16 protein-coding genes are annotated in these 14,632 nt (G+C 65.0%); 8 read left to right on the forward strand and 8 right to left on the reverse strand.

The annotated features are described in order from the left end of the window. Positions 1 to 48: 48 nt before the first annotated feature. The 6 genes from U0004_RS16005 (at position 49) to U0004_RS16030 (ending at position 5,128) form a co-directional block, all read left to right on the forward strand. Complete coding sequence (locus tag U0004_RS16005; protein WP_070253459.1) at positions 49 to 1,062, forward strand: ATP-grasp domain-containing protein; 1,014 nt, start codon at positions 49 to 51, stop codon at positions 1,060 to 1,062. Continuing rightward, positions 1,044 to 1,910 (forward strand): SDH family Clp fold serine proteinase, encoded by an 867-nt coding sequence (locus tag U0004_RS16010; protein WP_070253460.1) that lies wholly within the window; start codon positions 1,044 to 1,046, stop codon positions 1,908 to 1,910. Before U0004_RS16005 ends, U0004_RS16010 begins: the two co-directional genes overlap by 19 nt. Continuing rightward, positions 1,904 to 2,425 carry a MauE/DoxX family redox-associated membrane protein gene (locus U0004_RS16015; protein ID WP_070253461.1) on the forward strand — a complete coding sequence of 174 codons (522 nt, stop codon included), beginning with the start codon at positions 1,904 to 1,906 and terminating at the stop codon, positions 2,423 to 2,425. The genes U0004_RS16010 and U0004_RS16015 overlap by 7 nt, the downstream gene beginning before the upstream one ends. After that, entirely contained in the window at positions 2,425 to 2,979 is a 555-nt protein-coding gene (locus tag U0004_RS16020; RefSeq protein WP_070253462.1) for a thioredoxin domain-containing protein, read from the forward strand. The genes U0004_RS16015 and U0004_RS16020 overlap by 1 nt, the downstream gene beginning before the upstream one ends. Continuing rightward, positions 2,976 to 4,748 (forward strand): ABC transporter ATP-binding protein, encoded by a 1,773-nt coding sequence (locus U0004_RS16025; RefSeq protein WP_070253463.1) that lies wholly within the window; start codon positions 2,976 to 2,978, stop codon positions 4,746 to 4,748. Before U0004_RS16020 ends, U0004_RS16025 begins: the two co-directional genes overlap by 4 nt. Before the next feature lie 131 nt (positions 4,749 to 4,879). Further along, positions 4,880 to 5,128: a DUF3297 family protein gene (locus U0004_RS16030; RefSeq protein ID WP_010398340.1), complete on the forward strand. Its 249-nt coding sequence runs from the start codon at positions 4,880 to 4,882 to the stop codon at positions 5,126 to 5,128. A gap of 50 nt (positions 5,129 to 5,178) precedes the next feature. Here the strand turns inward: U0004_RS16030 and U0004_RS16035 are convergent, their stop codons facing one another. The 7 genes from U0004_RS16035 to U0004_RS16065 form a co-directional block, all read right to left on the reverse strand. Beyond that, complete coding sequence (locus tag U0004_RS16035; RefSeq protein ID WP_070253464.1) at positions 5,179 to 6,072, reverse strand: HvfC/BufC N-terminal domain-containing protein; 894 nt, start codon at positions 6,070 to 6,072, stop codon at positions 5,179 to 5,181. Continuing rightward, entirely contained in the window at positions 6,062 to 6,991 is a 930-nt protein-coding gene (gene bufB, locus U0004_RS16040; protein ID WP_231958260.1) for an MNIO family bufferin maturase, read from the reverse strand. Before bufB ends, U0004_RS16035 begins: the two co-directional genes overlap by 11 nt. After that, the gene (locus tag U0004_RS16045) at positions 6,991 to 9,015 is read right to left on the reverse strand and encodes a ferritin-like domain-containing protein (RefSeq protein ID WP_070253465.1); all 2,025 of its coding nucleotides are present in this window, start codon (positions 9,013 to 9,015) and stop codon (positions 6,991 to 6,993) included. Before U0004_RS16045 ends, bufB begins: the two co-directional genes overlap by 1 nt. A 270-nt stretch (positions 9,016 to 9,285) precedes the next feature. Then, positions 9,286 to 9,933, reverse strand: coding sequence for a hypothetical protein (locus U0004_RS16050; RefSeq protein WP_070253466.1), 648 nt, complete (start codon positions 9,931 to 9,933; stop codon positions 9,286 to 9,288). Continuing rightward, positions 9,930 to 10,811 (reverse strand): hypothetical protein, encoded by an 882-nt coding sequence (locus U0004_RS16055; protein ID WP_217495200.1) that lies wholly within the window; start codon positions 10,809 to 10,811, stop codon positions 9,930 to 9,932. Before U0004_RS16055 ends, U0004_RS16050 begins: the two co-directional genes overlap by 4 nt. Positions 10,812 to 10,892: 81 nt before the next feature. Then, positions 10,893 to 11,711: a glutaminyl-peptide cyclotransferase gene (locus tag U0004_RS16060; RefSeq protein ID WP_208672405.1), complete on the reverse strand. Its 819-nt coding sequence runs from the start codon at positions 11,709 to 11,711 to the stop codon at positions 10,893 to 10,895. Between the two features lie 25 nt (positions 11,712 to 11,736). Continuing rightward, positions 11,737 to 12,645, reverse strand: coding sequence for a LysR family transcriptional regulator (locus U0004_RS16065; RefSeq protein ID WP_070253483.1), 909 nt, complete (start codon positions 12,643 to 12,645; stop codon positions 11,737 to 11,739). A gap of 102 nt (positions 12,646 to 12,747) precedes the next feature. Here U0004_RS16065 and U0004_RS16070 point away from each other — a divergent pair, with 102 nt between their 5' ends. Next, positions 12,748 to 13,203 carry a CidA/LrgA family protein gene (locus U0004_RS16070; RefSeq protein WP_081345390.1) on the forward strand — a complete coding sequence of 152 codons (456 nt, stop codon included), beginning with the start codon at positions 12,748 to 12,750 and terminating at the stop codon, positions 13,201 to 13,203. Next, positions 13,200 to 13,889 (forward strand): LrgB family protein, encoded by a 690-nt coding sequence (locus U0004_RS16075; RefSeq protein WP_070253467.1) that lies wholly within the window; start codon positions 13,200 to 13,202, stop codon positions 13,887 to 13,889. Before U0004_RS16070 ends, U0004_RS16075 begins: the two co-directional genes overlap by 4 nt. On the opposite strand, the gene U0004_RS16080 is transcribed toward U0004_RS16075, so the two are convergent. Then, on the reverse strand, positions 13,886 to 14,554 hold the full coding sequence (locus tag U0004_RS16080) for a TetR/AcrR family transcriptional regulator (RefSeq protein WP_231958262.1): 669 nt from the start codon (positions 14,552 to 14,554) through the stop codon (positions 13,886 to 13,888). The genes U0004_RS16075 and U0004_RS16080 overlap by 4 nt on opposite strands. Between the last annotated feature and the right edge of the window lie 78 nt (positions 14,555 to 14,632).

Genomic DNA, 14,632 nt, shown 5'->3' on the forward strand with positions numbered 1-14,632 from the left:
CTTGCCACGGCAAGGCTTTTTCACCTTCCTTTACCGCAAGCCCACGACATGCACAAAAAGGTTTTGATTATCAGCCATAGCGGCGATCTGCACGTCGACCTGGTCGAAGCCATCCTCGCCGCCCGCGGCCATGCCCCCTTCCGTATCGACCTCGACGCCTTTCCCCGCGATTATCAGCTGTGCCAGCGCCTGCACGACGGCCGCGCCAGCGCGCGCATGCGCCACTTGCCCGATGGCGACTGGCTAGACCTGCAGCAGGTGGGCGCCGTCTGGCTGCGCAAGGCGGCCGACTACGCCTACGCCAGCGCCGACCTGACGCCGCAGGAGCGCGCCTACGCGCAGCTGGAAACGGAGCAAGCCATCTTCAGCGTGCTGTACGGGCTCGATTGCTACTGGCTCAGCCATCCGCTAGCCCTGCGCGGTGCCCAATGGAAAGGTGAACAGCTTGCGCGTGCCGCGCGCATGGGCTTTCGCGTGCCCGCCACCGTGATCACCAACGTGCCCGACGACGTGCGCGCTTTCTGCGCTGCCATCAAAGGGCCTATCATTTTCAAGAGCATGTCGACGCCCAGCCTGGCCGCCGAAGCGGTCGAGGACGTTGACAGGGTCAGCGCCGGCATCGGCACCACCATCGTCGACGATGCCATGCTCGATAGCCTGGACGCCGTCAGCGAACTGAGCTGCCAGTTCCAGGAATATATCGCCAAGCAATACGAACTGCGGATCACAGTGATCGGCAAACAACTGTTTGCCGCGCGCCTGTATTCCCAGGACGATGCGCGCACGGCCATCGACTCGCGCGACATGTCGGCCCCCATCCGCTATGAAGCATGCACCTTGCCAGCGGAAATACAGCAGCGCTGCCTCGCTTTCGTGCACAGCTATGGCCTCGAATATGGCGCGCTCGATCTCATCGTCACGCCCGGGGGCGAGTATGTTTTCCTGGAAAACAATCCTGTTGGTCAATTCTTGTATGTACAACAACTGGTACCAGCCTTGCCCATGCTGGAAAGCGTGGCCGCAGCCCTGATCGAAGGAGCCGTATGCCGCAGCCAGACTTGAACCAGATCCCCGTCCGGCTGCGCGAACTGGAACAGGCGCGCGACAGCCGCGCCATCGTCCTGGCCGCCTCGCATCTGGACATGGAGCTGCTGCCCGCCCTGTACGAGCTGTGCCAGGGCATCGGCCCCGTGGCGCGCCTCGACGTGGTGCTGCACGGCCGCGGCGGCATCGTCAACGCGGCGCGCCGCATCGCCATCCTGCTGCGCCAGCATGCGCGCCACCTGAGCTTTATCGTGCCCTTCCACTGCCAGTCGGCCGCCACCCTGCTGGCCCTGGGCGCCGATGAAATCATCGCGGGCGACCTGGCCCTGTTCACGCCCATCGATCCGCAGCTCGATGGCGCCGACGGCGGCTCGATGTCCAGCCTCGATATCAAGGTATTCGGCGACATGGCGCAGCAGTGGTTTGGCGTCGATGCCAGCGAGGCGCGCCAGCAATCGCTGTCCCTGCTGTGCGGCAGCATCTTCCCCCCTTCCCTGACGGCCTTCTACCGCACCACCCTGGAGCTGGCACAGATCGGCGAAGAATTACTGGCCTGGCAATTGCCCGATGCCACGCAAGAGGCGCGGCGGGCCATCATCGCGCAACTGGTGACGGGTTATCACTCGCATAACTATGCCTTGACGCGCGAAGAGCTTGCCCAGCTGGGCCTGAACATGGCGCGCGATATCCACGCCGAAAGGCTGGGCTGGGCCATTTCGACGCAATTGCAGGCAAGCATAGGCGGCGCCTTGCGCAGCGCGCCCGACGAGCCATGGAACGATGCCCTGCTGGCGTCACGCGACGGCGTGCAGCTGCGGCGCCAGCGTCCGGGCGGCTTCGCGCCCATGTGGAGCGCACAATGCTGACGTCCGTGCTGGCCGCGTTACTGGCCGACATCGCGCGCTACTGTATCGCCCTGCTGCTGCTGGCGGCCAGCGTGGGCAAGCTGCGCAGCTACGGAGACTTTCGCGGCAACCTGGCCACCTCGTTCGGCGTACCGCCCGCCGCAGCCCAATTCGCTGCGCCAGCCCTGGTGATGACAGAATTGCTGCTGGCCGGCTGGCTGCTGGCCGGCGGTACCCACACACCGATGCTGCTGTCGCTATCGCTGCTCAGCACGCTCACCGCCATATTGACTTACCGCTACTTCACGCACAGCGTGGTGCGCTGCAGCTGCTTTGGCGAAGCGGCACGGCCCGTGTCGCAGTACGACCTGCTGCGCAACATGCTGGCGGTCGGCATCAACGGCGCCTACTTTGCGCTGGCGCAGGAAACGGCCTTGCCCGTCGCCACCTCCATATTGGCCGCCGGCCTGGCAGCCATCATGTGCGTGGCCACGATTTCCCTGCACGAGATCGCCACTTTGGCAAAGGCAGACTGATGGATTCCACGACTTTGCAACTGGTGCTGGCGGCGCTGGCGTTTGCCCTCGCCGGCAATATCTGGCTCAGCCTGGCCGTGCTGCGCGCCAGCCGCCGCGAACGCATCGCGCCCACGGCGCTGGAGCCGGGCCAGCCCCTGCCTGCCGTGCAAGCCCGTCCGCTGGCTGGCGGCGCGCATTTCCAGCCGGGCGCCGGCGGCCAGGCGGCCGTGCTGCTGTTCCTGGCCAGCCGCTGTCCGAAATGCGGGGAAAAGCTGGCCGGCATCGAACAGTTGCTGCCGCTGGCGCGGGAGGCAGGCCTGGCCCTGTGGCTGATCAGCGAAGAGCCGGTCCGCCGCCTGCGCGCCTTTTTGCCCGGCAACACCTTGCGGGCGGCCACGGCACGGCTGACGCTGCGCGACTACCGGCGCGTGAATCCGCTAATGAGCTCGCCTTCCTATGTATTCGTCAATCACCAGGGCAGCGTGGAAGCGGCCGGCCTGATCGGCGATGAAGACTGGCTGGCCCTCGTCGAGCAACTGGCTGACGAGACGACACAGGAGCGCGCCGCATGAGTCATCTGAATGTTGGCCCGCATCTTGAACGCCTGCGCCTGCTGTATCCCGTGCGCTGGCGCGTCGCCGCCGGCCTGGTGTGCATGGCCCTTACCGTGGGCGCGCAGCTGGCCTTTCCGCAAGCCATCGCGTATTTCATCGACAACGTGGCGGAATTGACCCGGCGCGGCGTCACGCCGGGCATGGTCGCCACCATGTTGGCCTTCAGCCTGCTGTATGCGCTGATCACGACCGCGCGCTTCTATTTGCTGCAATCGAGCGGCCACATGATCGTCATGGGCGTGCGCCGGCGCCTGTTTGACGTGGTGATCAATCAGCCCATCGCCTTCTTCGACAAGCACCATGGCGGCGAACTGAACAGCCGGCTGACATCCGACGTGTCGGCCCTGCATGAAAGCTTGACCATCGGCGCGGCCAATGCCCTGCGCTCGCTATGCGTCTTTCTGGGCGGCATCGCCATGCTGCTGCATCTGTCACCCATGCTGAGCCTGCCGCTGGCCCTGTTCATTCCCATCAGCCTGTATCTCGGCAAGTTATCAGGCAGCAATTACCGGCAGCGTTCGCGGGCCATTTCCGCCACCCTGGCCGCCAGCGGCAAGGTGGCGCAGGAATACTTTGCCCATGCCCGGCTGGTGCAGGCATTCAACCAGCAGGGCGGCGCCATGGCCCGCTATGCGCAAGCCATGCGGCAACTGCTGGAGGTGTCCCTGGCCGGCACGCGGCTGCTGGCCGTGTTCCAGGGCGCGCAAGGGCTGCTGGCTTTTGTTGCCCTGCTGACCACCCTGTGCTTCGGCGCCCACCTGATCGGCCAGGGCCGCTTGAGCGTGGGAGAGCTGACGGCTTTTGTCATCTATGCCAGCATGGTGACGGACACGGCCGGCTCCATCAGCGAATTCTGGAACACGTGGATGCGCACCATGGGCTCAACCGACCGCATCTTCGAGATCCTGCGCAGCCACCGCGCCGTGCCCGAGGCGACGCCGCAACCGCCGCTGGCCGGCCACATCGCGCTGCGCGACGCGCGCTTTTCGTATCCCGAGCGCACGCAGGTCACGGCCCTCGACGGCGTCAGCCTGTCGATACGCGCGGGCGAAAAGATCGCCCTGGTGGGCGCCTCGGGCGCGGGCAAGTCCACCATCGCCAGCCTGGTGCTGGGCCACTACCAGCTTGACGCGGGCAGCCTGCAGTTCGACGGCATCGATGCAGGCATGCTGGGCGTAACGCAACTGCGGCGCCAGATGGCCGTGGTGGAACAGGAACCTGCCCTGTTTTCCGGCAGCATCGCGGACAATATCGCCTTTGCCGTGCCGGACCGCCAGGTGACGCGCGAAGAGATGCTGGCGGCAGCGCGCCTGGCGCATGCCCACGATTTTATTCAAGCTTTTCCTGACGGCTACGAGACCCTGGTGGGAGAACGGGGCGTGCAATTGTCCGGCGGACAGAAGCAGCGCATCGCGATCGCCCGCGCCATCCTGCGCGCGCCGAAAATCCTCATCCTGGACGAAGCCACCAGCGCGCTCGACGCCGCCAGTGAACAGCAGGTGCAGCTCGCCCTCGATACCCTGATGCATGGGCGCACCACCATCATCATCGCCCACCGCTTCTCCACCATCGTGAAAGCGGACCGCATCATCGTCATGGACAAGGGCCGGATTTGCCAGCAAGGCACGCACGCCGAGCTGCTGCGCGCGGGCGGCCAGTATGCGCGGCTGATGCAGCAACAGTTGTCGCAATTCCAGCAGTTGCATGCTAGTGCGGCAACGCTGTAAGGCGGCAGCATGCGCTGCCACTGTCCGACTTGCCTGAAAATACATTGCCGGGCCAGCCAAGTGCCGCGGGTCGCCAGATAAGCATGCGCACCCCGTTGTCTGGATCGGCATTCTGGGCGATAATTACGCCCATGAACGATACCACCACCTTACCCCCATTGCCCGATCGCCTGTCGATCGACCCTAGCAGCCCTTACCACGTTGCAGCCGTGTTCGAGAACGACGTCGGCATCCGCTTCAACGACAAGGAGCGTCTTGACGTGGAAGAATATTGCATCAGCGAACGCTGGATCAAGGTCGCTTCCACCAAGTCCCTCGACCGCCGCGGCCGTCCGCTGCAGATCAAGCTGAAGGGCAAAGTCGAAGCTTTTTACCGCTAAGCAACGCACGCAGCTGTCATCGAGGCCGATTTTCATCGGCCTTTTTTGCGTCAGCCGCTTTCTGCGCATACATCGATGGTGACCAGACCGGCCGCGGCCGCCAGCGGCAGCCACAGCATGGCGTCGGCCAGTACCTCGTCCGGCGCCCTGCCGCTAGCCCGCGCCGCCTGCCCCGCGCACTGTGCCAGCGGCGCGCCGCCGGCCAACGCTTGCAGCCAATAAAACTGCCAGGGCTGCAAATCCTGCATGGCAAGCCGGTAATGCATGCGCGAAATGGCGACAAAGGCGGACCTGGCACCAGGCTGGGCCGGCACGGCGTCGTCCGGCGCGGCCTGCGCCTGTTGCCAGTAGTCGGACAAGGGGAACGACAGGGCCAGCAGCCGCGTGCACGGCGCCAGGCGCCAGGCCGGTGCATTTCCCAATAGCGAATCCAATCCGCACGGCCACATGGGCGGCGCCAGCTTTTCCAGGCCGGACGCCCTGCCCGCTTCGCTGCGCGCCCGTTCCAGCTGCGCCAGTTCGACGGGAAAGCGCAAGGCGGCGCCCTGCGCGCCGGCGGCATGCTGGCTGGCGGCGAGAAAATCGGCAAAGCCGGCGCCCAGGTCGTACAGGGTCGCGGATGCGGACGGGTGGCGCCAGACATAGGCGCGGGCAAAGAAGGCGAACAGCTCGTCACCCATGACCTTGCGCAACACGGGATAGTCGGCTTGCAGGCATTCGAGCAGGCGCTGCACATAGCCGTCCGCATGGATGTGCAGCGGCGCCGGCCCGCCCCTGGCCCGTTTCAATACTTGCTCCTGCGTCAAGCCATGGCGCTCGCTGGCCAGCTGGACGCCGCGCGCCGCGCCGCCCGGCGCCGTCATCGCCGTTAGGAACCATGCCTGCAATTGCGCCAGCGGTGCGCGGGCCTCGCCAGATTCGCCTGCTGCGGTGCTACGGGGCATGGGCCGCCTCCAGGTGAAAGCCCAGCGGCGCAGAGACGGCGGCGGCAGCCGTGACTGGTGCCACATCCGCGAATTCTCCCCGCTCGGCCGCGCGCGCCTTGTCGAGCTCGGCCAGCAGCTGCGGGTACGGGGGAATCTCCGCATCCCATTCCAGCAGGGCCGACACGCCGCCCGTCAGCCGCTGCGCCAGCGCGTACAGGCGCCACACGGCGGCCGGCACGGGGGCGTCATGGGTATCGATCAGCACGGCGCCGCACACGGTGGGGCCGGCCAGGTGGATCTGCACGATGTGCGCGTGCGGCAACTGGCGGATGTAGTGGGCCGCGTCATAGCCGTGGTTATGCGCGCTGACGTGGACATTGTTGACGTCGAGCAAGAGTCCGCAGCCCGTGTCTTCGGCCAGGCGGCCCAGGAATTCCCATTCCGGCATGCTGGACTGGGCAAATTCCACGTAGCTGCTGGGGTTTTCCAGGACCAGCGGACGGCCCAGGAATTCCTGCACCTGCCGCACGCGTCCCGCCACGTGGCGCAGGCTGGCCTCGTCCAGCGGCAGCGGCAGCAAGTCGTGGCTGTTGAGCGAGGCGGCGCCCGTCCAGCACAGGTGGTCGGAAATCCACGCGGGCCGGATCTCGCCGGCCAGCTGGCGCAGCTTGCGCAGATAGCCGAGATTGAGCGGATCGCTGCTACCGATCGACAGCGAGACGCCATGCATGACGATGGGCACTTGCGCCGCCACCTGCTCCAACACATGGCGCGCATAGCCGTGGTTGTCGATGAAGTTCTCGCTGATGATCTCGAACCAGTCCACCTGCGGACCGTGACGCAGGATGTGCGCATAGTGCGGCGGGCGCAGCCCCACGCCCAGGCCCAGGTTCGGCAAGCCCAAGCGTGGCGCCACCGTGTGCATGGCGCGCCGCATCAGGTCGACGGCGGCAAGGCCAGGCGCAGGTCGGTAGGCGCCGGCGGCGCCCCCACCGGCGTGCCGCGCGCCGCCATCACCTTGCCGTAGGCTTCCCAGGCCTTGTCGTAGACATTGTCGCCCAGCGCAAAGCTCATGGTCTGGCCCAGCGGAATGCTGCGGTGCTCGGGCGCGGGTCCGAAATCGTACAAAGTCATGGTGGCAGGCTCGGGCGGTTCCTTGCCCGTCGTGTTCGGATACAGCTGCGAGGCCGAAATCGGCACGGCGCAGCCGCCGAATCCCCCGCATTTGTTGTCGCTGGGCGCGCTGTAGACTTTATCGGCCTGCGGCGGAGGCGGCGGCACATAGCACGGCGTGCCCGGCGACGCGGCAAGCTTGACCGAGTGGCCGCAGGACGAACCGCCCGTGTCGGCCTGGGCAAAGCCGCAGCCGCCCTGGGCATGGCAGCCGTTGGAGCCGCGGCAGGTATGGTAGACGGCCAGCGCGGCGCAGGTGGACGAGGCCTCGCCTGCCAGGTGCATGCCCTGGCAGGCGTGGTACAGCACGCTTTTCTCGGCCAGCGGCACGCCCGTCGCCAGGTTCGGCGCCTGGCCCAGCACGGCCCAGCAGATGGCCATGCGGTCGCCCGCGCCCACCATCGACGGATACGGAAAGTCCAGTTGCTGGTTCTGCCAGTACTTGTCCAGCACGGAAGTGATGCCGTAGATGGCGCCCGTGGCCACCGTGCTCAGCATCTCCAGGGTGCCGCTGGCGTCCTTCAGGCGGTTCAGGGCACCCGCCACGGCCGCCGGCGCCGGGATATTCTGCGGCGCGCTGGCCGGGTTGTAGCGTTCGTTGGTCAGCATGGCCGCGCTCCACTGCTGGCCCTGCTTGTGCCAGCTGGCCCAGGTAGTCACGGGCAGCATCGCCTTGACCTGGCCGAAACGCTCGTAGTGGTCGAACGGGGCGCTGTCGTGGCGCGCCTGCGCGTCGCGCGATTCGGCATCCTTGCCATTATTCGCGTAGGACGGATAATCGCACTTCAAGGCATCCAGGTCTTCGCGGTAGTCGGGCTGCACGGCCTTCAGGCGCAGTGCCGCATCGCGGCGGTAGCGCTGGATGGCCGCTTCGCTGCCCTCGCCCTGGTCCGTGATGGCCGCCATCATGTCGATGGCCTTGTTGAACGAGCCCGTCTGGCCGCCATCCTGGTCCTGCGGGCCGAAGCAGGTATCGAATTTGGGAAATTCCGCCCGCGCATGGCCCTGGACCTGGCTATTGAACATGTCCTGCTGCACCGAACCGTTGACGAACAGCTTTTGCCACAGGGTCTGGCCATCCGCGTATTCGATGCTGATGTAGCGCGCATAGCATTCATACATGTAGCCGATGGTGCCGAACAGGGGCAAGTCGTGCACGTGCTTGCCCGGCGTCCAGCCCGGCAGCGGCACTTCCGGGAAGTATTTGGTGTGGTTGTGCTTGTCGAACTCGGCCAGCTGGGCGCGTGCCTGCTCCTCGGGTTGCTCGATGGCGAGGAACAGGTCGCACTGGTTGCTGTTCAGCTCTTCCAGGTTGACGCGCACGTGGCGGTAGCCGGACGTGTCCTGCAAGTCGACGATGTGCGGGATCACCGTGCAGCTCTTGCCGTAGCAAGTCCAGCCATGGTCCTGCGATTGCAGCTCCGAACCCGTGAAGCATGGCGCCGTGCCGATGGCCGTGGCCAGGTTGGCCGCCATCTGCAGGTGCAGCATTTCCTGGATGAAGACGCTGAAGATGATGTTGAAGGCCTTTTGCTCCTTCAGCTCGGGCCGGGCCGTGGTGCCCATGCCCGGCCACTGGCGGCCCTCATAGTAGGTGACGCCTTTCGAGTTGATCTGGTGCGTGCCGTGGATCGAGTACATGGTGGCCATGTACAGGGGAATGGTGAACAGCTCGACGCTGACGGCCGCCTGGGCGATGGCGCGCACGGCGGCCGTGTCGGTGTCCAGCATGTCGAGCGGGCGCCTGATGATGGGGGCCTGGGTGCTTCCTAAAACGGGCATTTTCATTCTGTATCTCCACAGGAAGGATGCGTTTCGGATATCGGGCCGGTCCGCGCCATCTGCGTACGCTGTTCACGGCAAGGAAATCATACGCCTGAGAAAGATACTTTTGCGGCAAGATTTATGCGCTGGCCTTGGGGTAAGGCAGTCAGCCCTGGGCCATGAAAATAGGCGTTTTCAGCGGTCATTCGATGACAATTGAATAGAATCGGCAAAACGCGCGCGTGTATAAGCGGCGCGCCGGCAAACGCCGGCGCGTGGCTTGCATGGTGATAGTCAGGCGCCGGGCGGCGGCTGGAAGGCGCAAAAGCCGGGCCACTGGTCGCGGCTGTCGCATACTTTCAGGCAGCCTTTGTCATCCTTGAAGGTGGCGACGACCTTGATGGGGAAGCCATATTTTGGCGTGGTGGCCAGGAAGGCGGACGGGCAGCTTTGCTCGTTGCTGAAGCGGAAAGTGATTTCTTCGCGGCGGCCCTTGCGCTCAAAGCCCAGCATGAAGGTTTCATTGCTGTTCCATTGCGCCTTGCCCGGCACGCGGAAGCGGTAGCGCGGGCTGCCCTGCTGCTGGCCGTCAAGTTTCTGGCCGAAGACGCGGCTGCTGGCCGTGGCCGTTTCGACCTTGGCGATCGGATAGGGCACGGCAAACATGTAGGTGCCGGCAAAACCCTGGTCGAAGCCGAGGCCCTTCTGGTAAAACGGTACGACGATATGCGGCGCGCCCGTGTATTCCACGGTATTGCGGGCCGTCACGCGCGACGTCAGCTTGTCATCGGGCTCTTTGCCGAAGACCACGTCCAGTTCCAGCAAGGCTTGTTGCTTGTCAATATCTTGCGCCAGATAATCCTTGGGGAACATTTCGCCGTGCACGCAGCCGGCCAGCAGGGAGGCGGCGAGGCAGCCAGCGAGGAGTTTGGGTATTGTCATGGCTGTTTTCCTTCCGGCGGCGCGGAAATGAGGCCCAGCCCCGTCACCTGCAAGCCGTTCTTGCCCTGTTTCCATTGAAATTGCTGGCCGAACCAGGCCAGTTCCAGCTCGCGCCGGATGCGGTTCGAATCCGTGCGGCCCTGGCGCGCCTTGATGGCGGCGCCCGCCTGCGCGGAAGCGGCTTCCGACAAGGGCTTCAGCCACCGTTGATAGGTGTCGGCCGGCAAGGCCAGGACACCGGCCACGCCGTCGTCGCGCGTGGCGACGATAATCCCTACCTTCGTCAGCGCATTCGTCAGATAGGCGCCACGCCGCCCGTCGGGCGAGACGGAGACCAGCATGGCGGGCGCGTAATCGCCAGTGACGATGCCCGGCACGTCAAACCACAGCAGCTCGCCCGTGTCCGTATCGAGCGCGCGGCCGTCGCGCGCAAACAGCAGTATTTCGCTGCGGCCCGGCTGCGGCACGCCCCATTCGGGGTCGCGCTCCGTGCGCACCATGTCGTCGCGCTGCATGGGACTGACGGGGCGCATCAGCGGTTCGCCGTTCTGCACGCCGATCAATATCGTGCCCTGGCCCGTATAGCCCTTGGTAAAGGCCAGCAGCATGGGCTGGCCTTCGCGCCTGGCCTTGAGGGGACGCACTTCCACCACTTCGCGCGCGCCGCCGGGCCAATAGCTGTGCTTACGGAAAGACAAGTTGACGAGCGGATCGTGGCGGTCGCGCGTGACGACAAAGTCGCCGTATTGCTGCATCACCGGCACGTATGGTGTTTGCGCCTGCGCGGCAGGCAGGACGGCGGCAGGCAGGACGGCGGCAAGCAAGCTGGCGGCGGCCGCCAGGCGGCATAAAGGTAGCAACAGAGGTAGGAACGGCATGGCATCCTGCAAAGGTCGCACTGGGCGAAGGAACAGCATCATAGACGATTCCTCGCCAGCAACACTGTCCGATAGGAAACATCAACGGCGCTGGATTTCGATCAGTTCGATCTCGAACAGCTTGGGCCACAGCTTGCCCGTGACAAACAAGCGCTTGCCGCGCGCATCCCAGGCGATGCCGTTGAGTACGGCGTCGGGATTGGCCGTACCCCGCTGCGCGGGCGGCAGCAAGCCCGTCAGGTCGATCCAGCCGACCACCTTGCCGCTGGCCGGGTCGATGCGGGCGATCACGTCCGCGCCCCACACATTCGCGTACAGCTCGCCGTCGACCATTTCCAGTTCGTTCAGGCGCTCGATGGGGCGGCCTTCCGCCTTCACCTCGAAACGGCGGACCTCAGCCAGGGTTTTCGGGTTCAGCACGCGGATGGCGGAGCTGCCGTCGCTCATGTAGACAAATTGACTGTCGCTGGCCAGGCCCCAGCCTTCGCCCTGGTAGCTGAATGTGCGTTTCAGCTTGAACGTTTTCTGGTCAAACACATAACCGGTCTGCGACATCCACGTCAGGCCAAGGATGTCATCGCCCACGTCCGTGATGCCTTCGCCGAATACTTTTTTATCGAGCATGCTTTTCTGCAGCACCTTGCCAGTCGTCAATTCCACCTTGCGCAAGGAAGACTGGCCGTTCTGGCCCGTGCTTTCATACAGATGACCATCCTTGAACAGCAAGCCCTGGGTAAACGCCCGGGGGTCGTGCGGATAGGTATTCTTGACGAAATAGCCATACACGGGAATGGCGGCCTGGGCATAACCCATCTCGCTCATCAGGCCGACGGTGCATAACAATCCCAGCAGCAGCGAGCCTGCCGTGCGTTTCAGACTTGTTTTACCGATATTCTTCATATTCTTGGCGGTGGTTGGCGAGCGCCTATTGTAATCGCCCGGGCTGCGCCATGCGCGCCCTGACGAGCTCCAGCCAGGCGCGGGCAGCGAAAGACAGCCGACCGCCGCGGCGCCAGGCCAGCATCAGATTCCATTCCACGGGCGGACCGTCCAAGGGAATCACGGCAAACTGCGCTGGCTCGAGCGTGTCGCAATACATCTTCGGCAACAGGCAGATGCCCACGCCCAGGCGGACCAGCGAGGCGATGAAATCCCACTGGCCGCTGCGGCCCGTGATGCGCGGCGCAAAACCGGCCCGCTGGCAGGCATCGAGCACGATGTCGTTCAGGGCGAAGGCGGCGCCATAGAAAATGAAGGGGCTGTCGGCCAGCTCGGCCAGGGCCACGGAAGAGCGTCCCTGCCACGGCGAACCGGGCGCGGCCAGCAGGCACAGCGGCGAGCGCACGAGGGGCAAGGCCTCGAAATCCTGCCAGGTAGCCGCATTGCCCGGGTAATCGAGCATGGTGCCCAGCTCCACCATGCCGGTGCGCAAGTCGCGCTCGATGGCTTGCGTGCCGCTTTCATACATTTTCAGCTCGATGCCCGGATAGCGCTGGTGGTACTCGGCCAGCCACGGCGCCAGGGTGGAATGCGTTTGCGGCGACACGCCCACCCGCAACTCGCCCCGCTCCAGCTCTTGCAGGTCGCGCAATTCCACCTTCAGTTCCGCGTGCAGGGCCAGCAATGTATGCGCGCGCGCCAGCACCACCTTGCCCGCGTCCGTCAGGGTAAAACGTTTACCGGCACGGTCCAGCAAGGCCAGGTCCAGCGACTGTTCCAGCTGTTGGACCATCTTGCTGACGGTGGGCTGCGTCACGTGCAGCCTGGCGGCCGCCCGCGTAAAACTGTTCTGTTCCACCACTTCGACGAAGTAGCGCAGGGAGCGGATATCCATGATGCATTCCAATATCGAATGATAATCATAAGTTTAAGTCATTTTATCTTTTGATGTGGCGTCCCTACAATGAAACCTTCCCCTGCCGTTTGAAAGCCTGCCGTGAAAGCCGCCCCCTATCCCGCCGCCCTGCCCTCCATCCCCGCCTGGCGCCAGCCCGCGCAGACCGTGTGGCAAGTGGGTGTGCTGATCGCCGCCTGGTGGCTGGCCGACGAGGCCGCTTCCGCACTGCACTTGCCGTTTTCCGGCGGCGTGGTGGGCCTGTTCGTGCTGGTGGCCCTGCTGCTGGCGGGTTGGGTGCGGCCTGCCGCCATCGAACTGGGCGCAAACTGGCTGCTGGCCAACATGCTGCTGTTCTTCATTCCGCTGGTTGTGTCCGTGGTGCAATTTACGCAGCTGTTGAAGTCGCAGGGCTTGATGCTGTTCTTAAACATCGGCCTGGGCTTTGCCAGCGTGATGCTGGCCACGGCCTTCACCGTGGAATGGGTGTGCCGCTATGAACGCAAGTTGCGCCTGCAAACACTGCTGCGCCAGCGCGCCGCCAGGGCGCAAGCATGAGCACCTTGCTCCTGTCCCTGCTGTTCTTGCTGCTGACCCTGGTGCTGTTCTACGCCAACCAGGCCCTGCACCGCCGCCATCCGCATTTCCTGCTGACTCCCGCCATCTGCACCTCGGCAATACTCATCGTCATCGTGCAGGCGACCTCGACGCCGTTCGCCACGTATTTCGGCGAAACGCGCTGGCTGCCGTGGCTGCTGGGCCCGGCCACCATCGCGTTTGCGCTGCCCATCTTTCAGGAGCGCAAACTGATCCGCAAGCACTGGCTGGCCTTGAGCCTGGGCAGCTGCGCCGGCATCTTGGCATCGGTTGCCGCCACCCTGCTGCTGGACAGTGTTTTGGGCGTGCATGGCGACATGGCGCGCAGCCTGCTGGCGCGCTCCGTGTCGACGCCGTTCGCGTTGGAGGCGTCGCGCCACATGGGCGGCTCGGCCCAGCTGACAGGTATCTTCGTGGTGATGACGGGTTTGTTCGGCTTGATGCTGGGCAAACCGCTCTTAAAACTGCTGCCCTTGCGCATGCGCATCGCCCGTGGCGCCCCGTATGGCGCGGCCGCGCACGGTTTTGGATTATCCGTGGCGCGCCGCGTGGGCACTGAAGAAGGCGCCGTGGCCAGCCTGACGATGATTTTCTCGGGCGTCGTGACGGTACTGCTGGCGCCCCTGCTGGGGCATCTGCTAGGCTAGCGGCCCGCTTGCAGCGCCTGCATGCCATGCACGATCAGGTCGATTCCTGCCAGGAAATCCTCGCGGTCATCGTGCGCGCGCAGCTGCCCCGCCACCTTGCGGGCAAATGGAAACGCCTGCGCGTCGAGGCGTGACCAGGCGCCCGCCATGGTGTCGAGGAAATGCGCGCGCTCCAGGCCTTTTTCTCGGGCGATGGCGGCATTGGCCGCATTCTGCCCGCTCACGCCCAGCAGATAATTGAGCAGGGTGCATGCCGCCAGCCATTGCCTGTCCTGCGGCACGCCCAGCGCATCCACTTGCCGCCCCAGGCGTTCCAGGATGCGCACGGTAGGCAGCTGGCCCGGCGCGCGCGACAGGGCCGAACCCAGCCACGGATGCGCATCCATCGCCTCGAACATGGCCAGCGCCACGGCGCGGATGCCCGCCTGTGGCGTCTCGCACTGCAGGACGGCAGCCATGGCGCGGGCGACGATGGCGTCGCTGGCGGCCGTGAACAAATCATCCTTGTCGGCAACATGCCAGTAAATGGCGCCCGCCCCAGTCGCCAGGCGCGTGGCCAGGGCGCGGAAGGTCAGGCCGCCCTCGCCCGCAGTATCGAGCAGGGCAATGGCGGCATCGATGATGGTGTCGCGCGTCAGCGAGTCGGCGCGTCGTGGTGGGGTCATTACGGTATTGGAGGACATCGCCTATCTTGACACACATGCCGCCGTGCCGCAAAATTCTTGTGGAATGACGTTCCAGTT

Origin of the sequence: Janthinobacterium lividum (genome assembly GCF_034424625.1) — a bacterium.
Taxonomy (GTDB): domain Bacteria; phylum Pseudomonadota; class Gammaproteobacteria; order Burkholderiales; family Burkholderiaceae_D; genus Janthinobacterium; species Janthinobacterium lividum.